19 protein-coding genes are annotated in these 19,841 nt (G+C 62.9%); 11 read left to right on the plus strand and 8 right to left on the minus strand.

What is annotated here, in order from left to right:
• Window positions 1-51: 51 nt before the first annotated feature.
• The 3 genes from lepA to C9E81_RS07745 form a co-directional block, all read right to left on the minus strand.
• A complete protein-coding gene (gene lepA, locus C9E81_RS07735; protein ID WP_122111862.1) occupies window positions 52-1,851 on the minus strand; it encodes a translation elongation factor 4 in 1,800 nt (599 codons plus the stop codon).
• Between the two features lie 82 nt (window positions 1,852-1,933).
• The gene (locus tag C9E81_RS07740; protein WP_122111705.1) at window positions 1,934-2,845 is read right to left on the minus strand and encodes a DMT family transporter; all 912 of its coding nucleotides are present in this window, start codon (window positions 2,843-2,845) and stop codon (window positions 1,934-1,936) included.
• Window positions 2,842-3,537 (minus strand): HAD family hydrolase, encoded by a 696-nt coding sequence (locus C9E81_RS07745; RefSeq protein ID WP_122111706.1) that lies wholly within the window; start codon window positions 3,535-3,537, stop codon window positions 2,842-2,844. The genes C9E81_RS07740 and C9E81_RS07745 overlap by 4 nt, the downstream gene beginning before the upstream one ends.
• A 264-nt stretch (window positions 3,538-3,801) precedes the next feature.
• Between C9E81_RS07745 and C9E81_RS07750 the strand changes: the two genes are divergently transcribed.
• Both C9E81_RS07750 and C9E81_RS07755 read left to right on the plus strand, forming a co-directional pair.
• Entirely contained in the window at window positions 3,802-4,104 is a 303-nt protein-coding gene (locus C9E81_RS07750; protein WP_122111707.1) for a hypothetical protein, read from the plus strand.
• Window positions 4,105-4,108: 4 nt separating this feature from the next.
• Window positions 4,109-4,789 carry an NAD-dependent deacylase gene (locus C9E81_RS07755; RefSeq protein ID WP_122111708.1) on the plus strand — a complete coding sequence of 227 codons (681 nt, stop codon included), beginning with the start codon at window positions 4,109-4,111 and terminating at the stop codon, window positions 4,787-4,789.
• A gap of 69 nt (window positions 4,790-4,858) precedes the next feature.
• On the opposite strand, the gene C9E81_RS07760 is transcribed toward C9E81_RS07755, so the two are convergent.
• A complete protein-coding gene (locus C9E81_RS07760; RefSeq protein ID WP_122111709.1) occupies window positions 4,859-6,244 on the minus strand; it encodes a dipeptidase in 1,386 nt (461 codons plus the stop codon).
• Between the two features lie 164 nt (window positions 6,245-6,408).
• On the opposite strand from C9E81_RS07760, the gene hemA reads away from it, so the two are divergent.
• Window positions 6,409-7,638 (plus strand): 5-aminolevulinate synthase, encoded by a 1,230-nt coding sequence (gene hemA, locus C9E81_RS07765; protein WP_122111710.1) that lies wholly within the window; start codon window positions 6,409-6,411, stop codon window positions 7,636-7,638.
• A gap of 109 nt (window positions 7,639-7,747) precedes the next feature.
• A complete protein-coding gene (locus C9E81_RS07770) occupies window positions 7,748-9,034 on the plus strand; it encodes a helix-turn-helix domain-containing protein (protein WP_243698549.1) in 1,287 nt (428 codons plus the stop codon).
• A gap of 100 nt (window positions 9,035-9,134) precedes the next feature.
• Here the strand turns inward: C9E81_RS07770 and C9E81_RS07775 are convergent, their stop codons facing one another.
• Window positions 9,135-10,184 carry a dipeptidase gene (locus tag C9E81_RS07775; RefSeq protein ID WP_122111711.1) on the minus strand — a complete coding sequence of 350 codons (1,050 nt, stop codon included), beginning with the start codon at window positions 10,182-10,184 and terminating at the stop codon, window positions 9,135-9,137.
• 134 nt (window positions 10,185-10,318) lie between these two features.
• On the opposite strand from C9E81_RS07775, the gene C9E81_RS07780 reads away from it, so the two are divergent.
• The 3 genes from C9E81_RS07780 (at window position 10,319) to C9E81_RS07790 (ending at window position 13,083) form a co-directional block, all read left to right on the plus strand.
• Window positions 10,319-10,642, plus strand: a complete 324-nt coding sequence (locus tag C9E81_RS07780) for an antibiotic biosynthesis monooxygenase family protein (RefSeq protein ID WP_122111712.1) — start codon at window positions 10,319-10,321, stop codon at window positions 10,640-10,642.
• 78 nt (window positions 10,643-10,720) lie between these two features.
• Window positions 10,721-11,356, plus strand: coding sequence for a ParA family partition ATPase (parA, locus tag C9E81_RS07785; protein ID WP_122111713.1), 636 nt, complete (start codon window positions 10,721-10,723; stop codon window positions 11,354-11,356).
• Between the two features lie 497 nt (window positions 11,357-11,853).
• Complete coding sequence (locus C9E81_RS07790; RefSeq protein WP_166461857.1) at window positions 11,854-13,083, plus strand: DEAD/DEAH box helicase; 1,230 nt, start codon at window positions 11,854-11,856, stop codon at window positions 13,081-13,083.
• A gap of 5 nt (window positions 13,084-13,088) precedes the next feature.
• On the opposite strand, the gene C9E81_RS07795 is transcribed toward C9E81_RS07790, so the two are convergent.
• Entirely contained in the window at window positions 13,089-14,315 is a 1,227-nt protein-coding gene (locus tag C9E81_RS07795; protein WP_279432708.1) for an MFS transporter, read from the minus strand.
• The gene (locus tag C9E81_RS07800) at window positions 14,312-14,869 is read right to left on the minus strand and encodes a LabA-like NYN domain-containing protein (RefSeq protein WP_122111716.1); all 558 of its coding nucleotides are present in this window, start codon (window positions 14,867-14,869) and stop codon (window positions 14,312-14,314) included. The genes C9E81_RS07795 and C9E81_RS07800 overlap by 4 nt, the downstream gene beginning before the upstream one ends.
• Before the next feature lie 115 nt (window positions 14,870-14,984).
• Here C9E81_RS07800 and folK point away from each other — a divergent pair, with 115 nt between their 5' ends.
• From folK to C9E81_RS07820, 4 genes are all read left to right on the plus strand, one after another.
• A complete protein-coding gene (gene folK / locus C9E81_RS07805) occupies window positions 14,985-15,584 on the plus strand; it encodes a 2-amino-4-hydroxy-6-hydroxymethyldihydropteridine diphosphokinase (protein ID WP_122111717.1) in 600 nt (199 codons plus the stop codon).
• 71 nt (window positions 15,585-15,655) lie between these two features.
• Entirely contained in the window at window positions 15,656-16,012 is a 357-nt protein-coding gene (gene rpoZ / locus C9E81_RS07810) for a DNA-directed RNA polymerase subunit omega (protein ID WP_122111718.1), read from the plus strand.
• 27 nt (window positions 16,013-16,039) lie between these two features.
• The gene (locus tag C9E81_RS07815; protein WP_122111719.1) at window positions 16,040-18,154 is read left to right on the plus strand and encodes a RelA/SpoT family protein; all 2,115 of its coding nucleotides are present in this window, start codon (window positions 16,040-16,042) and stop codon (window positions 18,152-18,154) included.
• A gap of 62 nt (window positions 18,155-18,216) precedes the next feature.
• Entirely contained in the window at window positions 18,217-18,939 is a 723-nt protein-coding gene (locus C9E81_RS07820; RefSeq protein ID WP_243698550.1) for a DUF2062 domain-containing protein, read from the plus strand.
• On the opposite strand, the gene C9E81_RS07825 is transcribed toward C9E81_RS07820, so the two are convergent.
• Window positions 18,933-19,841, minus strand: coding sequence for a 2-hydroxyacid dehydrogenase (locus C9E81_RS07825; protein ID WP_122111720.1), 909 nt, complete (start codon window positions 19,839-19,841; stop codon window positions 18,933-18,935). The two genes, C9E81_RS07820 and C9E81_RS07825, sit on opposite strands and share 7 nt — an antisense overlap.

A 19,841-nucleotide genomic window follows, 5' to 3' on the forward strand; every position in this document is an offset into this window, starting at 1 on the left:
AACCTGCCCGGTCAACGCGATGGGTGAAAATGACGGGCGCGGTGTCCGCCCCTACCCGTCCATCTTCAGCGCCTGGATAAACGCCGTCTGCGGGATCTCGACCTTGCCGAACTGGCGCATTTTCTTCTTGCCGGCCTTCTGCTTTTCCAGCAGCTTCTTCTTGCGCGTCGCGTCGCCACCATAGCATTTCGCGGTCACGTCCTTGCGCATCGCCGACAATGTCTCGCGCGCGATCACCCGCGAGCCGATCGCCGCCTGGATCGGGATCTTGAACATGTGGCGCGGGATCAGCTCTTTCAGCTTCTCGACCATCACCCTGCCACGGGCTTCGGCGCGGTCGCGATGAACCATGATCGCCAGCGCATCGACCGGCTCGTCATTCACCAGGATCGACATCTTGACCAGGTTATCCTCGCGATACTCGCTGATCTGGTAATCGAAGGACGCATAACCCTTGGTCACAGATTTCAGCCGGTCGTAGAAGTCGAACACCACCTCGGCCAATGGCAGGTCATAGACCACCATGGCGCGGCTGCCCGCATAGGTCAGGTCAAGCTGGATGCCGCGCCGGTCCTGGCACAGTTTCAGTACATCGCCCAAATATTCGTCCGGCACCATGATCGTCGCCTTGATCCGCGGTTCCTCGATATGATCCACCAGGGTCAGGTCGGGCATGTCGGCGGGATTGTGCAATTCGCGCGTCTCGCCATCCCGCATATGCAGCCTGAAAACAACCGAAGGCGCTGTGGTGATCAGGTCAAGGTCGTATTCGCGCTCAAGCCGGTCGCGGATCACCTCCAGGTGCAGCAGGCCCAGAAAGCCGCAGCGGAACCCGAAACCGAGCGCCGCCGAAGTTTCCATCTCGTAGCTGAAGCTGGCATCGTTGAGGGCCAGTTTCTCGATGGCGTCGCGCAGCGCCTCGAAATCATTGGCATCGACCGGGAACAGCCCACAGAACACCACCGGCTGCGCGGGCTTGAAGCCCGGAAGCGGTCTTTCGGTCGGCTTCTTCTCGTGGGTGATGGTGTCGCCGACGCGGGTATCGCGGACCTGTTTGATCGAGGCGGTGAAAACGCCGATCTCACCCGGTCCGAGTTCTGCAATGTCGCGCATGGCCGGGGTCAACACGGCCAGCTTATCGAGGCGATAGCTCGCGCCGGTCTGCATCATCTTGACCTGGTCGCCCTTGCGGATCACGCCATCCATGACCCGGATCATCACGACGACGCCCAGATAGGGATCATACCAGCTATCGACCAGCATCGCCTTGAGAGGCGCGTCGCGATCCCCCTTGGGCGCAGGCAGGCGCCGCACGATGGCCTCCAGCACATCGGGGATGCCGAGGCCGGTCTTGGCGCTGATCGGAATGGCCTCGGATGCATCGATGCCGATCACATCCTCGATCTGCTCCTTCACCCGGTCGGGCTCGGCCGCCGGAAGGTCGATCTTGTTCAGGACCGGGACGATCTCGTGATCGGCGTCGATGGCCTGATAGACATTGGCCAGCGTCTGCGCCTCGACCCCCTGGGTGGCGTCCACCACCAGCAGCGAGCCCTCGACCGCGCGCATGCTCCGGCTAACCTCGTAGGCGAAATCGACATGGCCCGGCGTGTCGATCAGGTTCAGCACATAGGTATGCCCGTCCTGCGCCGGATAGCTGATCCGAACGGTATTGGCCTTGATAGTGATACCGCGCTCGCGCTCGATATCCATGGCATCCAGGATCTGGGCCTTCATGTCGCGTTCGGCGACAGTGCCCGTCAGCTGGATCAGCCGGTCGGCCAGGGTGGACTTGCCGTGGTCGATATGGGCCACGATCGAGAAATTGCGTATATGGGACAGCTCGGTCATGGCGAGGCTATACAAGGGCGCGCGCGCCGCGAAAAGAGGGATTTGCATCTGTCGCGGCGACGGATCGGGGCCAGGGCTGCCCTTATCTCTCGCCGCGCCGGATCAGGCCGTCTGGCGGGTTTCGCCTGCGCCCTCGCAGCCGCGCCTCGCGCCACATGGCATAGCCGCCCGAAACGGCGATCAGCCCCGCACCCGCCAATGTCGGAAGATCCGGTCGCTCGGAGAACATCACGACCGCGACGACCAGCGCAAATCCAAGGCGGGTATAACGGAACGGCGCGACAGCCGAGGCTTCGCCCAAGCGGGTCGCCGTCACCATCGCGGAATAGGCGGTGACCCCGAACAGCATGGTTCCCGCCAGCAGTGCCCAGTCCCGGCCGCTTGGGACGACAGGCTCCGCAGTAGCGATCAACCCCATCAGCAGCCCGGCCGGAACCATCGCCCCATAGGCCGCGCCCGACAATTGATCCGATGGGATCGACGCCGGTATCAGCCGCGTCGCCAAATCGCGCAGGGTCAGCGCCACGACGCCGAAAAGCGCCCATAATCCGGATGGCTGGAAAGCCTCCGTTCCCGGGCGCAGGATCAGAAGCACACCGATAAATCCCAGCAGGACGGAACTCCAGCGCCGCCAGCCGACCTTTTCCCCCAGGAACAGGGCTGCCCCCAGAACAAGCGTCAGGGGCAGCATCTGCAGGATCGCCGAGGCAGAGGCCAGTTCGCCCATCGCCAGCGCGGTTACGAACCCGAAGGCCCCGCCGACCTCGCCCAGATTGCGCGCGATCACCATCGGATGCAGCAATGCGGGCGACCACATCGGCTGCCCGCGCCCGATCATGCGCAGCCAGAACAGCAGCATGCCGAATGCGCCGATCATTGCCAGCAGCTGATAGACCGGTATTCCCGCAGCCATCATCTTGATGAAGGCGTCTTCCAGTGCGAACAGCGCCATGGAAAAGACCATAAGCATGGCGGCACGGAAATTGTCGCTCATCTCCCTGTCCCGAACCGCTCGACCAGCCCGGGCAGTTCCCTGATCGAATCCAGCCGGCGAAAACCCGGATGATCCGGATCGTCATCATGTTCCACCTGCCAGGTCAGGTCATGCGGGATCAGTGCCGCCCTGCCGCCCAGTTCCAGCACCGGCAGGATATCGCTCTTGACCGAGTTTCCCGCCATCAGGAAACGGCCGGGGTCGACCGCATGGCGCTTCAGCACCCGGGCATAGGTTCCGGGCGTCTTGTCCGCCACGATCTCGACAGCATCGAACCGCTCGGCCAATCCCGAGGCCGCGAGCTTGCGCTCCTGGTCCAGCAGATCCCCCTTGGTGATCAGGATGAGACGCCGCCCCGCCAGCGCGTCCAGCGCCTCGGGCACGCCCTCGATCAGATGCACCGGATGGGCCAGCATCTCGTGGCCAAGCTCCAGTATCCGTCCTATCACCTGCCCCGGCACCCGGCCACCGGTCAACTCGATGGCGGTCTGGACCATGGATAATGTAAATCCTTTTATACCAAATCCGTAACGCGACAAGTTACGGCGCTCCACCTCGTGGAGACAGCGGCTGATCTGGTCGGGATCGCCATGATCGGCAAGCAATTCGGCAAGCCCCGCCTCGGTCAGCCGAAAGAACTGCTCGTTCTCCCACAGGGTATCGTCGGCATCCAGCCCCACAGCCTCGATCATCGCGCCCCCTCCTCACGTTCGGATGATCGAGATCACGCCGCCCCGCGCATGTCAAACCTCCAGGCGCCCGAATCCTCCGCCCGCCACAAGGTGCCTGTCCGGCCGCGCCACAAGATATTGACGGTGCCGGATTTGCCGCCGCAACCGGGTGATAACCGTAACAGATTGAGTTGAAGTAACGATTTTGCTATATCTTGTGTCCATAAGGGCAAAACAAGCCGGCCCACCGGCCGCCCGAGGCAGCAAGGAACCGAGGAGACAGTTATGTTCAACCGCATCGCCATTGCGGCAGCCACTTTAGTATTGACCACGCCGCTGGCCATGGCCGGCCCTATCGACAGCGCCTGCGTCCGTTCCGACCGCGCGCAAGGCAACACACCGCTTTGCGGCTGTATCCAGCAGGTGGCGGACCAGACCCTTTCACGTTCGGACCAGCGCCGCGCCGCGCGTTTCTTCCGCGACCCGCACGAGGCGCAGGAGGCACGGACATCCGACAGCAGTTCCGACAGCGCCTTCTGGTCGCGCTACACGAATTTCGCCAATACCGCCGCCGCCTATTGCAGCTGAGGCGATGCGCATCGCGGTCCTGACCGGCGCGGGCATTTCGGCCGAAAGCGGGCTTGCGACCTTTCGCGCCTCGGACGGCCTGTGGGAGAACCATCGCATCGAGGATGTCGCCACGGTCGAGGCGTTCGAGCGCGATCCGGCACTGGTTCACGATTTCTACAACATGCGCCGCATAAAAGCTGCCGAGGCACAGCCCAATGCCGCCCATCGCGCATTGGCCGAACTGGCGCGCGCGCATGATCTGACCCTGATCACCCAGAATGTGGACGACCTGCACGAGCGTGGCGGCAGCGCGGATGTCATCCATATGCACGGCGCGGTGGCCAGCGCGCTTTGCGCGGCATGCGGGCATCGCTGGCAGGCACCGATGGTCATGCGACCCGAGGATCGATGTCCCGAATGCAACGCCCAGGCCACGCGCCCGGATATCGTCTGGTTCGGCGAGATGCCCTATCACATGGAACGGATCTGGCAGGCACTGGAAGAAGCCGAGTTGTTCGCCGCGATCGGCACCTCGGGAAATGTCTATCCGGCGGCGGGATTTGCGCAGCATGCCGCACGATTCGGCGTTGAGTGCATTGAGCTGAACCTGGAAGAGAGCGCCAACAGCCGGGATTTCTCGCAGCGCATATTGGGGCCGGCCAGCCGGACCGTGCCGGAATGGGTGAACGGGCTTCTGAGGTGATCCGCGTTCCGCAAAGACCGTTGGCCGCCAGCCCCGCCGGCGGCCTTCGATGGGTTCAGGCCACGCCGCTTACCTCAACGCGGCAATGATCCGCGCCCATGAGCGTGCGCCCCTGACGAAGCTTTCCACGTTGTATTTCTCGTTCGGCGAATGAATCCGGTCATCGTCGCGGCCAAAACCGATCAGCATCGAATCCATGCCGAGGATTTCCTTGAAGTCGCCCGCAATCGGGATCGAGCCGCCAGCGCCGATATAGGCCGCCTCGCGTCCCCATTCCTCGGTCAGTGCCTGCCTGGCGGCGGCAAAGGCCGGATCGGAGATATCCATGACGCTGGCCGGGCTGCCGCCATGTTCGTGAAACTCCACGCGGCAATCGGCGGGCACGAACCTGCTGACATGGGCGCGGAAGGCCTCGCGGATCTTCTGCGGATCCTGCGTGCCGGTCAGGCGGAAGCTGACCTTGGCGCGGGCCTCGGCGGGCAGGACGGTCTTGAAACCTTCGCCCGCATAGCCGCCGGCGATGCCGTTGATCTCGGCGGTGGGGCGGTTCCAGACCATTTCCAGCGGCGTCCGCCCCTTTTCCCCGATGGGTTCGGACAGTCCGACCCGGCCCAGGAACTCCGCCGCGTCGAAGCCGAGCGCCTGCCAGTCGCGGGCCAGATCCTCGCCCGGATCCTCGACCCCGTCATAGAAACCGGGCAGCGTCACCCGCCCGTCGCCATCCTTCAACGCCCCGAGCGCCTGTGCCAGGATCATGACCGGATTGGCCGCCAGTCCGCCGAAACTGCCGGAATGCAGGTCGCGGTCGGCGGCCCGGATGATCACTTCTTCGCCGACCAGTCCGCGAAGCTGCGTCGTGATCGCGGGGCGGCCATCGGCATAAAGCCCGGTATCGCAGATCATCGCCAGCGAGGCGCGCAACTCGTCGGCATGCTCGGTCAGGAAAGGCTGAAGTGACGGCGAGCCCGATTCCTCTTCGCCCTCGAACAGCAGAACCAGGTCGGAGGGCAGGCTGCCATGCACCGCTTTCCACGCCCGGAAAGCCTCCACGAAGGTCATCAGCTGGCCCTTGTCGTCCGAGGCGCCGCGCCCGCGGATCACCTTGCCGTCATCGGTTTCCTGGATCTCGGGCTCGAAGGGCGGGCGGTCCCACAATTCCAGCGGATCGACCGGCTGCACGTCGTAATGACCGTAGAACAGCAACGGGCGGGCATCGCCGGGGGCTGAACGGGCCACAACCATGGGATGGCCCGGCGTGTCATGGATTCCTGCCTCGAAACCAAGGCTTTCCAACTCCCTGCACAGCCATTGCGCGGCCTCGCGGACATCATCGCGATGCGCCGGGTCGGTCGAGATCGACGGGATGCGCAGGAATTCGAGCAGCCGCGTCAGCGCCGCATCCTGCCCGGCATCAAGCTGCGCCAGAATCGCATCGAGCTGTTTTCCGTCCGTCATTTTCCGGTCCTTTCTGACTGAAACACTTGGTTTTTCGCCTTGGCCTTTAGTCGTGCTGCGACAATTTTGACCTGTCATTTTCGAGAATCTGCATGTATCACCGACAAGCGCGCGAGATCGGAAGAATGATCGCACCCAGCAGGCAAAGCAAGGGAACGCCAGACATGAATTATGACGCCGCTCTGGATCGGGCCATCGGACAGCTTCACGAGGAAGGCCGTTACCGGACCTTCATCGATATCGAGCGTGCGAAGGGCCGGTTCCCGCAGGCGGTCTGGACGCGCCCCGATGGGCAGCAGCAGGAAATCACCGTCTGGTGCGGCAATGACTATCTTGGCATGGGCCAGCATCCTGTGGTCCTGTCGGCCATGCACGAGGCGTTGGAATCCGCCGGTGCCGGTTCCGGCGGAACGCGCAATATCTCGGGCACCACGGTCTATCACAAGCAATTGGAAGCCGAGCTGGCCGATCTGCACCGGAAAGAGGCGGCGCTGGTGTTTTCCAGCGCATATATCGCCAATGACGCGACGCTTTCGACTCTGCCCAAGCTGTTTCCCGGCCTGATCATCTATTCCGACGCGCTGAACCATGCCTCGATGATCGAGGGGATCAAGCGCAATGGCGGCGCCAAGCGCATTTTCCGCCATAACGACCTTGCCCATCTGCGCGAATTGCTGGAGGCGGACGATCCGGCCGCGCCCAAGCTGATCGCCTTCGAGTCGATCTATTCGATGGATGGCGATTTCGGCCCGATCAAGGAAATCTGCGATCTGGCCGACGAATTCAACGCGCTGACCTATCTGGACGAGGTTCACGCGGTCGGCATGTACGGCCCGCGCGGCGGCGGCGTGTCCGAGCGTGACCATTTGTCGCAACGGATCGACATCATCAACGGCACCCTCGGCAAGGCGTTCGGCGTGTTCGGCGGCTATATCGCCGCCTCGGCCCGGATGTGCGACGCGGTCCGCTCCTATGCGCCGGGCTTCATCTTTACCACCTCGCTGCCGCCCGCGGTCGCGGCGGGGGCGGCAGCCTCGATTCGCTTCCTCAAGGGCAAAAAAGGGCAGGAATTGCGCGATGCGCAGCAACTCCATGCCCGGATACTTAAAATGCGCCTTAAATCGCTCGGGATGCCGATCATCGACCATGGCAGCCATATCGTGCCCGTTCATGTCGGCCATCCGGTGCATTGCAAATCGCTGTCGGATTTGTTGCTGCGCGACCATAACATCTATGTACAGCCTATAAATTTCCCCACCGTGCCACGCGGGACCGAGCGTTTGCGCTTCACCCCCTCGCCCGTTCACGACCCCAAGGAGATCGACAGGCTCGTGCGTGCAATGGACAGGCTGTGGTCGCAATGCGCCCTGAATCGCGCCGATTTGACTGCCTGACGATATCTGCTGGTGAACTGCTCTCGCCGCCGTGATAATATGCTAGCACTTACAAGTTGGAGCCGCAGTGATTCGGGCGGCATTTTGATGGTGTGATGAGGCAGAGAGCATGAGCAAACTGCGGGCAACAAGTCCGGCAGAAGAGAATTCGCAGGTAGAGGAGATCGAGTATTTCCTCGATGACGACACGCGCCTTGGCGACATCATGCGCGGCGAGCGTGCTACCTTGGGCAAATCACTGCTTGATGTGCAGCGGGAGCTGAGGATACGCGCCTCTTATGTCGCTGCGATCGAGAATTGCGACATCAGTGCCTTCGATGCCCCCAGTTTCATCGCGGGTTACGTACGTTCTTATGCCCGCTACCTGCATATGGACCCGGACTGGACCTTTCGCCGTTTTTGCCTCGAATCGGGCTTTCAGCCGACCCATGGCATGGCACCCTCGGCGTCCGGCCCCAAGCCGGCGCGGCGGCCATCCGACCCGGCAGAGGCGCTGGCCAATCCCCACGCCCTGTTCATCCCCCAGCAGCAAAGCTTCTGGTCCGATATCGAACCCAAGGCGATCGGTTCCATTCTGGTATTGGCGGTGCTGGTCTGCGGACTGGCTTATGGCGGCTGGACGGTCCTGCAGGAAATCCAGCGCGTCACGCTTACACCCGGCAACGATGCGCCGAATATCACGGCATCGCTCGACCCGGCGCAAAGCGCGGGCCTGCCCGAGCCGGCGCTTTCGCCGACGGACGCCGCAACCATGGTGCAGCGGCTGCCGCAGCCGGAGGTTCTGGACCGGATGTACCGCCCCCAGATCCTTGAGGCGCCGGTGCTGAATTCGCGGGACGGTCCGATTGCGGCAATCGACCCCAAGTTGGAGGGTTCTTTCGAGACTGCCGACGCCCCCGTTTCAGAGCAGGACAAGGCAACCGTCGCCCCGCCATCGGGCGGCGCCAATACCGTGACCGTACTGGCGCAGGCCATGCAATACGGCCCCCAGATGCCGGAAGAACAGGCGGCGGTCCGGACCGTCGCACCGGACGCGCCGGAACTGCAATTGCTGGCAGCGCGCCCGGCATGGGTTCGGGTAACCTCGGCGGATGGCACTGTTCTGCTTGAAAAGATCATGGATGCGGGCGAGCGTTTCACCCTGCCCAAGCTGGAAGAGCCTCCGGTTCTGAGGACTGGCAATTCCGGCGCGGTTTATTTCGCGGTGAATGGCCGGACCTATGGCCCCGCCGCGCCGGGACCGCAGGTGGTGAAGAATATCGAGCTGTCGCCTGCGAACCTGACCTCGAAATTCGCCTTCGCCGACCTGGAGGCCGATCCCGAACTGGCCGAGATGGTGGCTGTCGCACAGGCTGATACCGGCGATATCTCGTCAGAGGCTCAGGTGAGCGAGTAGTCCGGCATATCGCGGGATTGGCGGAAACGCCTCCCGCCCGGAGCATAGAGAAGCCCGGATTTCCATGAAGCGACACTTCTGGACCGCTTCATGGAAGCCATCAGTTTCCCCATGTCCGCGCGAGTAAGGAAATCCAGTTTTCACTGGATATTTTTTCAACCAAATCATCCCCGTATCCATGGTTATTCATGGCTTTTACAAGGTTTGGCAAAGCCGCCGCATCGGGCAGATCCCGTGGCATCAGCGCTCCGTCGAAATCCGATCCGAGTGCGACACCGTCCTCGCCCAGAATGTCCAGCAGATGATCCAGATGCCGCAGCATGACCTCCAGATTTTCCAGAGGCAGTCGCCTGCCGTCCTCGCGCAGGAAGCTGGAAGCATAGTTCAGCCCGACCAGCCCACCGCTTTCGGCGATGACCCGCAACTGCCGGTCGGTCAGGTTGCGGGCACTGGGACAGATGGCGTACACGCAGCTATGGCTGGCAACCAGCGGAGCGTCGGAAAGCGCCGCGATATCGTCAAATCCGGCCTCGTTCAGATGCGACAGGTCCAGCATGATCCGCAACTGGTTGCACTCGCGGACGAGCGCCTTGCCCGCTTCGGTCAGCCCGTCACCGGTATCGGGTGATGAAGGAAAGGCGAAGGGCACACCGTGGCCATAAGCCGTGGGCCGCGACCAGACCGGTCCTAGCGAGCGGAGCCCCGCTTCATGCCACAGGTGCAGCGCGTCCATGTCGCGGATCGCTTCGGCGCCTTCCATATGCATGATGGCCGCTATACGGCCATCGGCCACGGTTCGGCGCAGTCCCGCCACGCTGGTCACGATATCCAGCGTGCCGGTTCTTTCCAATGCGCGCAAGGCGGCCGCCTGCTCAAAGGCGTGGGGCAAGGCGAGGTCATGGGGGATTTCATCGGGAAGAGGCATGGAAAAGGGCGGGTTCTGCATCATTTCCACTGTCGCATCGTCATTCGGCCCGTGCGGCGATGGAATCCAGATCGCGAAGAAACCGCCGATCATCCCGCCCGCCTTGGCCTTCGGCAGATCCAGATGGCCAGTGCCGTCACCTTCCAGCCAGATCCTGGGACCGTCGTCTCCCGCAGCGACCACGCGCTGGATGAAATCGTTATGCCCATCGAATACCGGGATCATCGCCTGCTCCTTTAGCATGTTGTCGCACAGACCATGCATCCTGCCGTCCGCGGCGGCAATGCCCGGATAGGTGCTTTGCGCCGGGCGGGATTCGGCCTAGGCTGAAAACGAGCATTGCCAGATGGAGACCAGCCATGCCCGATATCCGCCCCGATTTCGACGGCCAGACCGTTATCTGCACCTTCGAGGTCACCCCCGGCACCGCCCATGACGTGCTGGAGATGCTGACCGACGCATGGGAACAGGTCATCAGCCGTCAACCGGGATTCGTTTCCGGCGCAATCCACCTGAACGACGCGCAGACCCGCATCGCGACCTATTCGCAATGGCGTGACCGCAAGGATTACCAGGCGATGCTGCGGACCGACGAGATGCGGCGGCGCAACCGCGATATTCATGCCATGTGCAAAAGTTTCGAGCCGGTCATGTATGAATTGCAGTCAGTCTTCCGGGACTGATGCTGCAGGTGCAGAAAACCCGTGCAATCACGGGATGGGGCGGATAACCTGCCGGAAACTCGCGGTGAGAGGGTATTGATGGCGGGCAGGATTATCACTGTGGCCCAGCAGAAAGGCGGCTCGGGCAAGACCACTCTGGCAGTCAATCTGGCCATCTGCCTGCATCGCATGGGGCATTCGGTCGCGCTGGTCGATACCGATCCGCAGGGCAGCATGGGGCGCTGGTTCATCGAACGGATGGAGGCGCGGGGCGAGGACGAGGCGCTGGATTTCTCGACATCCTCGGCATGGGGTGCCAGCTATGAATCCGAAAAACTGAAGAAGCGCTTCGATTTCGTCATCGTCGATACACCACCCAAGATCGACAGCGATCTGCGCCCGGCCCTGCGAGTGGCCGATCTGGTGATCGTGCCGGTGGCGACCAGCCATGTCGACCTGTGGGCGACCGAGGGCGTGCTCGACCTGGCGCGGCGCGAAAAATCGCCGGTGATGGTGGTGCTGAACCGGGTGCGTCCAAATACAAGGCTGGCAGCGGAAGTGGCCGAAAAGGCCGCCGAACTGGGCGCGATGGTTGCCGATACGCAAATCGCCAACCGCGTCGCCTATGCCGAAACATTGGGCCAGGGACTGGGCGTGGCCGAACATGCCCGCAACGGCGCCGCCCGCGACGAAATGGATACCCTTACGGCAGAGATGCTAGCCACGATGGCGTAACCCTCCGCCACCGGTCCAATCCGTATTCGCCCCTTCTTCTTCTTCATGGAAATATCCTGCAGGGGGTCTGGGGGCGCAAAGCCCCCCAGTTATCGCGGGACGCAGGAAGGATGCGTTTCAACGATTTATCTTGACTTCCCGCGCGGCATGGACCATCTGCCACAGGCCAAGGCCCGCTGCCGCGTGAGCAGCCGCGAAAGATTCGCACGGGGCGCATGGCATTTCATTCAGTTTCCCATTCACGCGGGGAGGCTTGCGGGCATCCTCGTATCGCGCTCGCATCCCTGTGTTCGCCGTGGCCCGCTGCCACGGCTCCTGCCCTTGCGTCCGATACGGGGGATGCGGGGGACGAAAGTATCTTGATGGAAAAGACAAATTCCCGCCGCTCCTATCGTGACGGCAAGGGTAAACCCCGCAATCCCCAGCATCACGCCGCACCGAACGAGGGCCGCCGCGCCCCCGCGCGCGATCCGCTGCCGACCGGACCTTTCGCAGAGATGGGTATCGATCCGCGCATCAACGCAAATATCGCCGCGATGGGACTGACCCGGCCGACGCCGATCCAGGCCGAGGGCATTCCCGCGGTCGTGGAAGGCCGCGACGTGCTGGGACTGGCCCAGACCGGCACCGGCAAGACTGCCGCCTTCGGCCTGCCAATGCTGACCCGGTTGATCAAGTTCGGCAAGAAACCCGACCCCAAGACCTGCCGCGCGCTGATCCTTGCCCCTACCCGCGAACTGGCAACGCAGATCGCCCAGAATATCGACGCCTATGCCGAGGGCACGCCGATCCGCAGTTTCCGCGTCGTCGGCGGCGCATCGATCAATGTTCAGACCGAGCGGCTCTCGCGCGGGGTCGATGTGCTGATCGCCACGCCAGGCCGCCTGATCGACCTGATCGAACGGCGCGCGATCTCGCTCGAGGCAACGACCTACCTGGTGCTGGACGAGGCCGACCAGATGCTGGATATCGGCTTTATCCACGCGCTGCGCCGGATTGCGAAGATGCTGCCGCCCAAGCGCCAGACATTGCTGTTTTCAGCCACCATGCCCAAGCTGATGTCGGAACTGGCCGACACCTATCTGAGCGATCCGGTCCGTGTCGCCGTGAACCCTCCGGGCAAGGCCGCGGAAAAGATCGAGCAGGGCGTGCATTTCGTGTCGCAGGGCGACAAGGCCACGCTGCTGGCCGAATACCTGTCGAAACATCCGGGCGAGCTTGCGATGGTCTTTGGCCGCACCAAGCACGGTTCGGACAAGCTGGCCAAGCTGCTGGACAAGTGGGGTTTCACCGTCGCCGCGATCCATGGCAACAAGAGCCAGGGCCAGCGCGAGCGCGCCCTGCAGGCCTTCCGCAAGGGAGAGACGCAGATTCTCGTCGCAACGGATGTCGCGGCACGCGGGCTGGATATCCCCGAGGTCGCGCATGTCTATAATTACGACCTGCCGAACGTGCCCGAGAACTACGTCCACCGGATCGGCCGCACCGCCCGTGCCGGGCGCGACGGCCGGGCAGTGGCTTTCTGCGCCCCGGCCGAGTTGGGAGAGTTGCGCGCCATCGAACGGGCGATGAAATCGGCAATCCCGGTTATCGGCGGCGAGGTTCCTGCGGCCCCTGCCCCCTCCGGGCGCAGTCCGGGCAGCCGGGGCAAACCTGCTGGCGGCAGCACCAGACGCCCGCCTCGCCGTCCTTCGCGTCAGCCCAAAAGCCGGCAGGCCAAGGGCTGATCCTGTCAGCCCCGCCCCCCGGCAAGGCGGTCAGCCTCGGGCAATCCGCGCAGGCGCAGCATTGCCCAGGCACCGACGGCAGGACCGGGTATCAGGACGAGGAAGGCCCATCGCCAGCCGCCAAGGGCGGCGGCGATATGGGGCATGATCCAGATGGTCAGCACGGTGAGCGCAAAGCCGATGCTGACCTGCAATGTCAGCGCCGTGCCGATGAAGCGCGGATCGGCAAGCTCGGTGACGGCAGTGGAGAACTGGGCGCTGTCTCCGGCAATCGAGATGCCCCAGATCACCGCGACCAGCGCCAGCAGCCATTCAGGGCCATCGAAGGCGAAGCCGATCAGCAGCGCGCAACTCCCCGACACCGCCATCATCCCGGCGGTCGTCAGGCAGCGCCCGATGCGGTCCGAAAGCAACCCGCCCAGGATACAGCCGACCGCACCCGAGGCGACGACGAGGAACGCGAATAGCGAAGGAGAGGCGAAAGGCCCCGCCCCGCCCTGTTCTGCCGCCGTCGCGAAGGCAAGAAACCACGCCCACATGGCGTAGAGCTCCCACATATGCCCGAAATAGCCCAGATTGGCCAAAAGCACCCCACGGTCGCGAAATATCGTCAGGGCACGCCCTGGATCGAAGACGGCGCGGCCGAATGCATAGGGTCCTTCCCTGATCATCAGGCCAAAGATCGCCGCCGACAGGGCGGCGCCAAGGCTGGCCAGACTCACGACCAGCCGCCAGTCCAATCCGTCTACGACCGCGCGAAACAGATGCGGCATCGAGGATCCGAGTGTAAGCGCTCCGATCAGCACCCCCATCGCCAGACCGCGCCCTCGGCGGAACCACGTGGCCATCAGCTTCATCGCTGGCGGATATATCCCGGCCAGCGCGATACCGGTCACGAAACGGGCGATGACCGCGGCGGACCAGCCCGGTTCGAACAGCAAGACGGCATTGGCGGATGCCGCAACCAGGGCCGAAATCGCGATCAGGCGCGTCATACGCATGAGATCGGGCAGGTTGACCAGCGACGAGGCAAGCGCGCCCAGCACGAAACCTATCTGCACGCCATTGGTCAGCCAGCCCGCCTGCGCGGGCGTCAATGCCCATTCCCGGGTCAGTTCGGGCACCACGGCGGTGGCCGAGAACCAGCAGGTCATAGCGCCGACGACGCCGGCACTCAGCAGTGCCAGCGCCCGCCACCGCCCCGGGGCGGCTTCTGCAACCGGGACGCTCAGTCCTCGTCCTGCGTTTGAGGCGTCTCGCGCGGGGGGCGGCCGATGATGTCGCGCAGCGCGTCAAGCTCGATGAAATTATCGGCCTGACGGCGCAATTCATCCGCGATCATCGGCGGTTGCGAGCGGATCGTCGAGACGACAGACACACGCACGCCGCGCCGCTGCAAGGCTTCGATCAGCGGACGGAAGTCGCCATCGCCCGAAAACAGCACGGCATGATCCAGACGCGGCGCCAGCTCCATGGCGTTGACGGTCAGTTCGATATCCATGTTGCCCTTGACCTTCCGACGCCCCAGGCTGTCGGTATATTCCTTGGCAGGTTTGGTGACGACGCAAAAGCCGTTGTAATGCAGCCAATCGACCAGGGGCCGGATGGGAGAATATTCCTCGCCTTCAATGAGCGCGGTATAGTAGTAGGCACGCATCAATTTGCCGCGGCGGTCAAATTCCTGACGCAGAAGCTTGTAATCGATGTCGAAACCAAGAGATTTGGCTGCTGCGTAAAGGTTGGCCCCATCGATGAAAATCGCCAACCTGTCATCCTTGTAAAACATTCGAATTGCCTTCAATGAGACGTTACCGGGTGAACCGGCGACAACCATCCGCCGGGGAGTTTCCCTGGCAGTGGAACCGTCGCGATCCTACGACTTGAGTTTTCAGCAGGTTACTATGTCCCAATACAAACTCGCACTTATTGCCTTAGGCGCTAACCTGCCCTCTGCCGGCGCTGACGTGGGTGAAACGTTGCGCTTGGCGGCGAGCATTCTGCACGAAAACCCGAATACTACAATAACCTCCTTTAGCCGTTTTTGGAAAACCCCGGCAATGCCGGCTGGTTCCGGTCCCGATTATGTGAACGCGGCGCTGACTTTGCGCACAACCCTGCCGGCCCAGGATCTGCTGTCACTGTTACATGAAATCGAGGCTCGTTTCGGCCGCGACCGCAGCACCGGGCGCTGGTCGTCGCGGGTGCTGGATCTGGACCTGATCGCTCTTGACGACCAGATCCTGCCCGATGGGGATACACAGCGGCTCTGCATGCGGCTTTCGCCCGAACGGCAAAGGACCTCTGCGCCGGAAACCCTGATCCTGCCGCATCCGCGATTGCAGGATCGCGGCTTTGTCCTGGCCCCGCTGGCCGAGATCGCGCCAGAATGGCGTCACCCGGTTACGGGGCAGAGCGTGGCGCAGATGCTGGCCGCCCTGCCCGACGAGGCGACAAGGGGAATGACACCCTTCGCGGCAAGGGAAATGCCGGTATTACCTTGACATTTCCAGCCACAATCTCCAGTTATCCTTTTTCGTTCCCGAACTCCGATTCGCAACTCTACAGGTGAAGAATGGCCCGCGTAACGGTCGAAGACTGCGTCGACAAGGTTCCCAATCGTTTTGATCTGGTGATGCTGGCCTCGCATCGCGCGCGAGAGATTACCTCGGGCAGCGCCCCCACGGTCGATCGCGACAATGACAAGAATCCCGTTGTCGCCCTGCGCGAAATCGCCGACGAAACACAGCCGGTGGACGATCTGCGCGAACGCATGATCGAAGCCAGCCAGACCCAGATCGAAGTGGACGAACCCGAAGAGGACGCGATGGCGTTGCTTCTGGGCGCCGAAATCGACCGTCCCAAACCCGCCGACGAGGAATCCGAAGAGCGGATGCTGCGCATGATGCTGGAAGCCAGCCAGCGCAGCTGATCGGTTTCACGGAGGTCTTCGTCAAGCATGATCGACGTCGAGGACCTCATTGCGCTGATCCGCAATTACAATCCGCGCAGCAATCTGCAGCTGATCCGCGATGCCTATGAATACGGCATGCGGATGCATGAGGGGCAGTTCCGCCAGTCGGGCGAGCCCTATTTCACCCATCCCATCGCCGTTGCCGCCATCCTGACCGAGATGCGGCTGGACGACGCGACCATCGCCACTGCCCTGCTGCATGATACCGTCGAGGACACGCGCTCGACCATGACCGAGGTCGAAGCGATGTTCGGGCGCGAGATCGCCGAGCTGGTCGATGGCGTAACCAAGCTGACCAACCTGCAGCTCAGTTCGGCCCAATCCAAGCAAGCCGAGAATTTCCGCAAGCTTTTCATGGCTATGTCGCGCGATCTTCGGGTGATTCTGGTCAAGCTGGCGGACCGGTTGCACAATATGCGTACGATCCGCTCGATGAAGCCGGAAAAGCAGCTTCAGAAGGCGCGCGAGACGATGGATATCTATGCGCCGCTGGCCGGGCGCATGGGGATGCAATGGATGCGCGAGGAACTGGAGGACCTGGCCTTCAAGGTCATCAATCCCGAGGCCCGCAACTCGATCATCCGCCGTTTCGTCAGCCTGCAGCGTGAATCCGGCGATGTCATCAGCCAGATCACCGCCGATATCCGCACCGAACTGGAACGTGAGGGGCTGGAAGCGGATGTCTTCGGGCGCGCGAAGAAACCCTTCTCAGTCTGGCGGAAAATGCAGGAAAAACAGCTCGCCTTCTCACGCCTTTCGGATATCTACGGCTTTCGGATCATCACCCGCAACGAAGCCGATTGCTATCGTGCCCTCGGGCTGATCCATCACCGCTGGCGGGCGGTGCCGGGGCGGTTCAAGGATTATATCAGCCAGCCGAAATCGAACGGTTACCGCTCGATCCATACCACGGTCTCGGGCCGCGACGGCAAGCGGGTCGAGGTTCAAATCCGCACCCGCCAGATGCACGAGGTCGCCGAGGCCGGGGTGGCCGCGCATTGGGCCTATCGCGATGGGGTCCGGGCCAAGAACCCCTTTGCCGCCGATCCCGCCGAATGGATCGAGACGCTGACCGATCATTTCGAGGGCGAGGATCACGACGATTTCCTCGAGAATGTCAAACTCGAGATGTATCAGGATCAGGTCTTCTGCTTTTCCCCGAAAGGCGATGTCATCCAGCTGCCGCGCGGCGCGACGCCGATCGACTTCGCCTATGCGATCCATACCAGGCTGGGCCATTCCTGCGTCGGTGCGAAGGTGGACGGCATCCGCGTGCCGCTGTGGACGCGGCTCAAGAACGGGCAATCGGTCGAGATCATCGCGGCCTCGGGGCAGCGTCCGCAGGCGACTTGGCTGGACGTGGTGGTGACGGGCCGCGCCAAGGCCGCCATCCGGCGCTCATTACGCCAGGAGGACCGCGACCGCTTCATCCGGCTAGGACGTGAACTGGTGCGGGTAAGCTTCGAGCATGTCGAGCGCAAGGCGACCGACAAGGCCCTGGGCATCGCCGCCACCCAGATGGGGCTGGACAGCGCCGAGGAGCTTCTGGCCCGGATCGGCAGCGCCGAAAACTCCGCCAAGGAAGTGCTCGATGTCCTCTATCCCGATCTCGTGGACACATCTGACGAATTGGACGGCCGTCGCCCGATTGCCGGACTGGATGCCGATCAGAGCTTCACCCGCGCCCCCTGTTGCAGCCCCCTGCCGGGCGAGCGCATCGTCGGGATCACCTATCGCGGGCGCGGCGTGGTGATCCATGCGATCGACTGCCCGGTGCTTGCCGAGTTCGAGGATAACCTGGACCGTTGGGTCGATCTGCGCTGGCGCGAAGGACGTCATCCTCCCGCCTATTCGACCATGCTGCATCTGACCATTCGCCATGACGCGGGGATCCTTGGCCGGATCTGCACCTTGATCGGACAGCATGGGGCGAATATCTCGGATCTCGAGTTCCTCGACCGCAAGCCGGATTTCTACCGTATCGCGATCGAGGTGGAGTTGCGGCATTACGAGCATCTGCATGCGCTGCTGACCGCACTCGAAGCAGAAAGCGACGTGGCTCAGGTGGCCCGGATCCGCGACCCGGCATTGAAACCGTAAGACTTCCGTCATGGTTTCTTTGTAAAGCGGAACGAGGCAGAGGCAGGGGATCGGAAAGCAAGGTGTTCAAACGCCGCAAACCTCGCAGTTACGGCCAGATGGCCAGCGACATGTTCTATCCGCGGGGCGGCTGGCGCCGGGCGGGGACCTATGTGCTGCACCGGTTGCGCCGCCTGCCCGATCAGCCCCACCGCATCGGACGCGGGGTCGCGGCTGGCGTTTTCGTGTCCTTCACGCCGCTTTTCGGCCTGCATTTCGCAAGCGCGGCGGCGGTCGCGTGGCTGATCGGCGGTAATATCCTTGCCGCGCTTCTGGCGACCTTTGTCGGTAATCCGATCACCTTTCCCTTCATCGCTGTGCTGTCCGTCAGCCTCGGGCGCCAGCTTCTGGGCCTGGGCGGGGAACTGTCACCGCAGTTCATTTTCGGGGAGTTCACCCGCGCCAGTGCCGAGCTTTGGTACAATATCCTGTCGATCTTTGGGCCGAAACAGGCGCATTGGGAGAATCTGGGCGATTTCCTTTACCAGGTTTACTGGCCTTATATCGTTGGCGGGGTGATCATCGGACTGGCGGTCAGCATTGCCTCGCATTACCTGACCGTTCCCGTTATTCGCGCCTATCACCGCCGCCGCGAGAAAAAAATGGCGGCGCGAATCGCGCGGGTTCGGGCAAGCAGCGCCCCCACGGTTACGCGAGGACGCGAAGAGGCCGAAAAGGGGGGTGCCGCCCCCCGTCCTTCGGACTCCCCCCGGGATATTTCGATGAAGAAGAAAGAGCCTCAATAGCCTTTCACGCGATCCACGAGATTCAGGATCGGCTGACCGGACATGGCGCGCCGCAGATTTTCGGCTACCACCGGGGCGGCGGTTTCCGGGCGGGTGTCAGCGGCGATATGCGGTGTCACGGTAATCCGGGGATGTTTCCAGAAAGGATGATCCGGGGGCAAAGGCTCGGTCCGGAACACGTCCAGCACGGCATGGCCGAGCCGGCCGAAATCGAGCGCCGCGATCAGTGCATCCTCGTCCAGCAGCGTTCCCCTGCCGGGATTGATGAGCCAGGCGCCTTCGGGCAAGCGGGCAAAGCGATCGGCATTCATCAGGCCCCGCGTGGCCGCCGTGTCGGGCAGCAGGGTGACGAGGATCTCGGCCCGCTCCAATGCCCGGTCCAGATCGCTAGCCCCGAGAACCTCTATCCCCTCAACCGGCCTTCCCGATGCGCTCCAGCCGGTCACGGGAAAACCAATGCCCGCCAGCATGCGGCCAGTGGCACGGCCCAGTTCACCCATGCCCAGGATGGTTATGCGCCGCTCGGACGCCAGCGGCGGGATCTGGCCGTTGCGCCAGATCCCGTCCTGCGCATAACGGTCCATCTCCAGATGCCCGCGCATCGCCCAGCCCGTGCAATATTCCGACATGCCCTGCGCCAGTCCCGGATCGACCATGCGCGCCAAGGGCTGCGTCAACGTGGGATTGCCGATGATGCGCTCGACCCCGGCCCAGAGGCTCTGGACAAGACGGGCGTTGCGATAGGGGGACAGGTCCTCGATCTCGCCGCCCGGCGCATAGATGATCGCATCAAAACCCGCAGGCTCGCCTTCGCGCTTCAACTGCATCTCGGGGCAGGCAGAAACAAGCGGCGCCGACCACTCTTCCCACATGGATTCGGGCGCTGCGAACAGAACTTGCAT

The organism is Paracoccus alkanivorans (genome assembly GCF_003697785.1).
Taxonomy (GTDB): Bacteria; Pseudomonadota; Alphaproteobacteria; order Rhodobacterales; family Rhodobacteraceae; genus Paracoccus; species Paracoccus alkanivorans.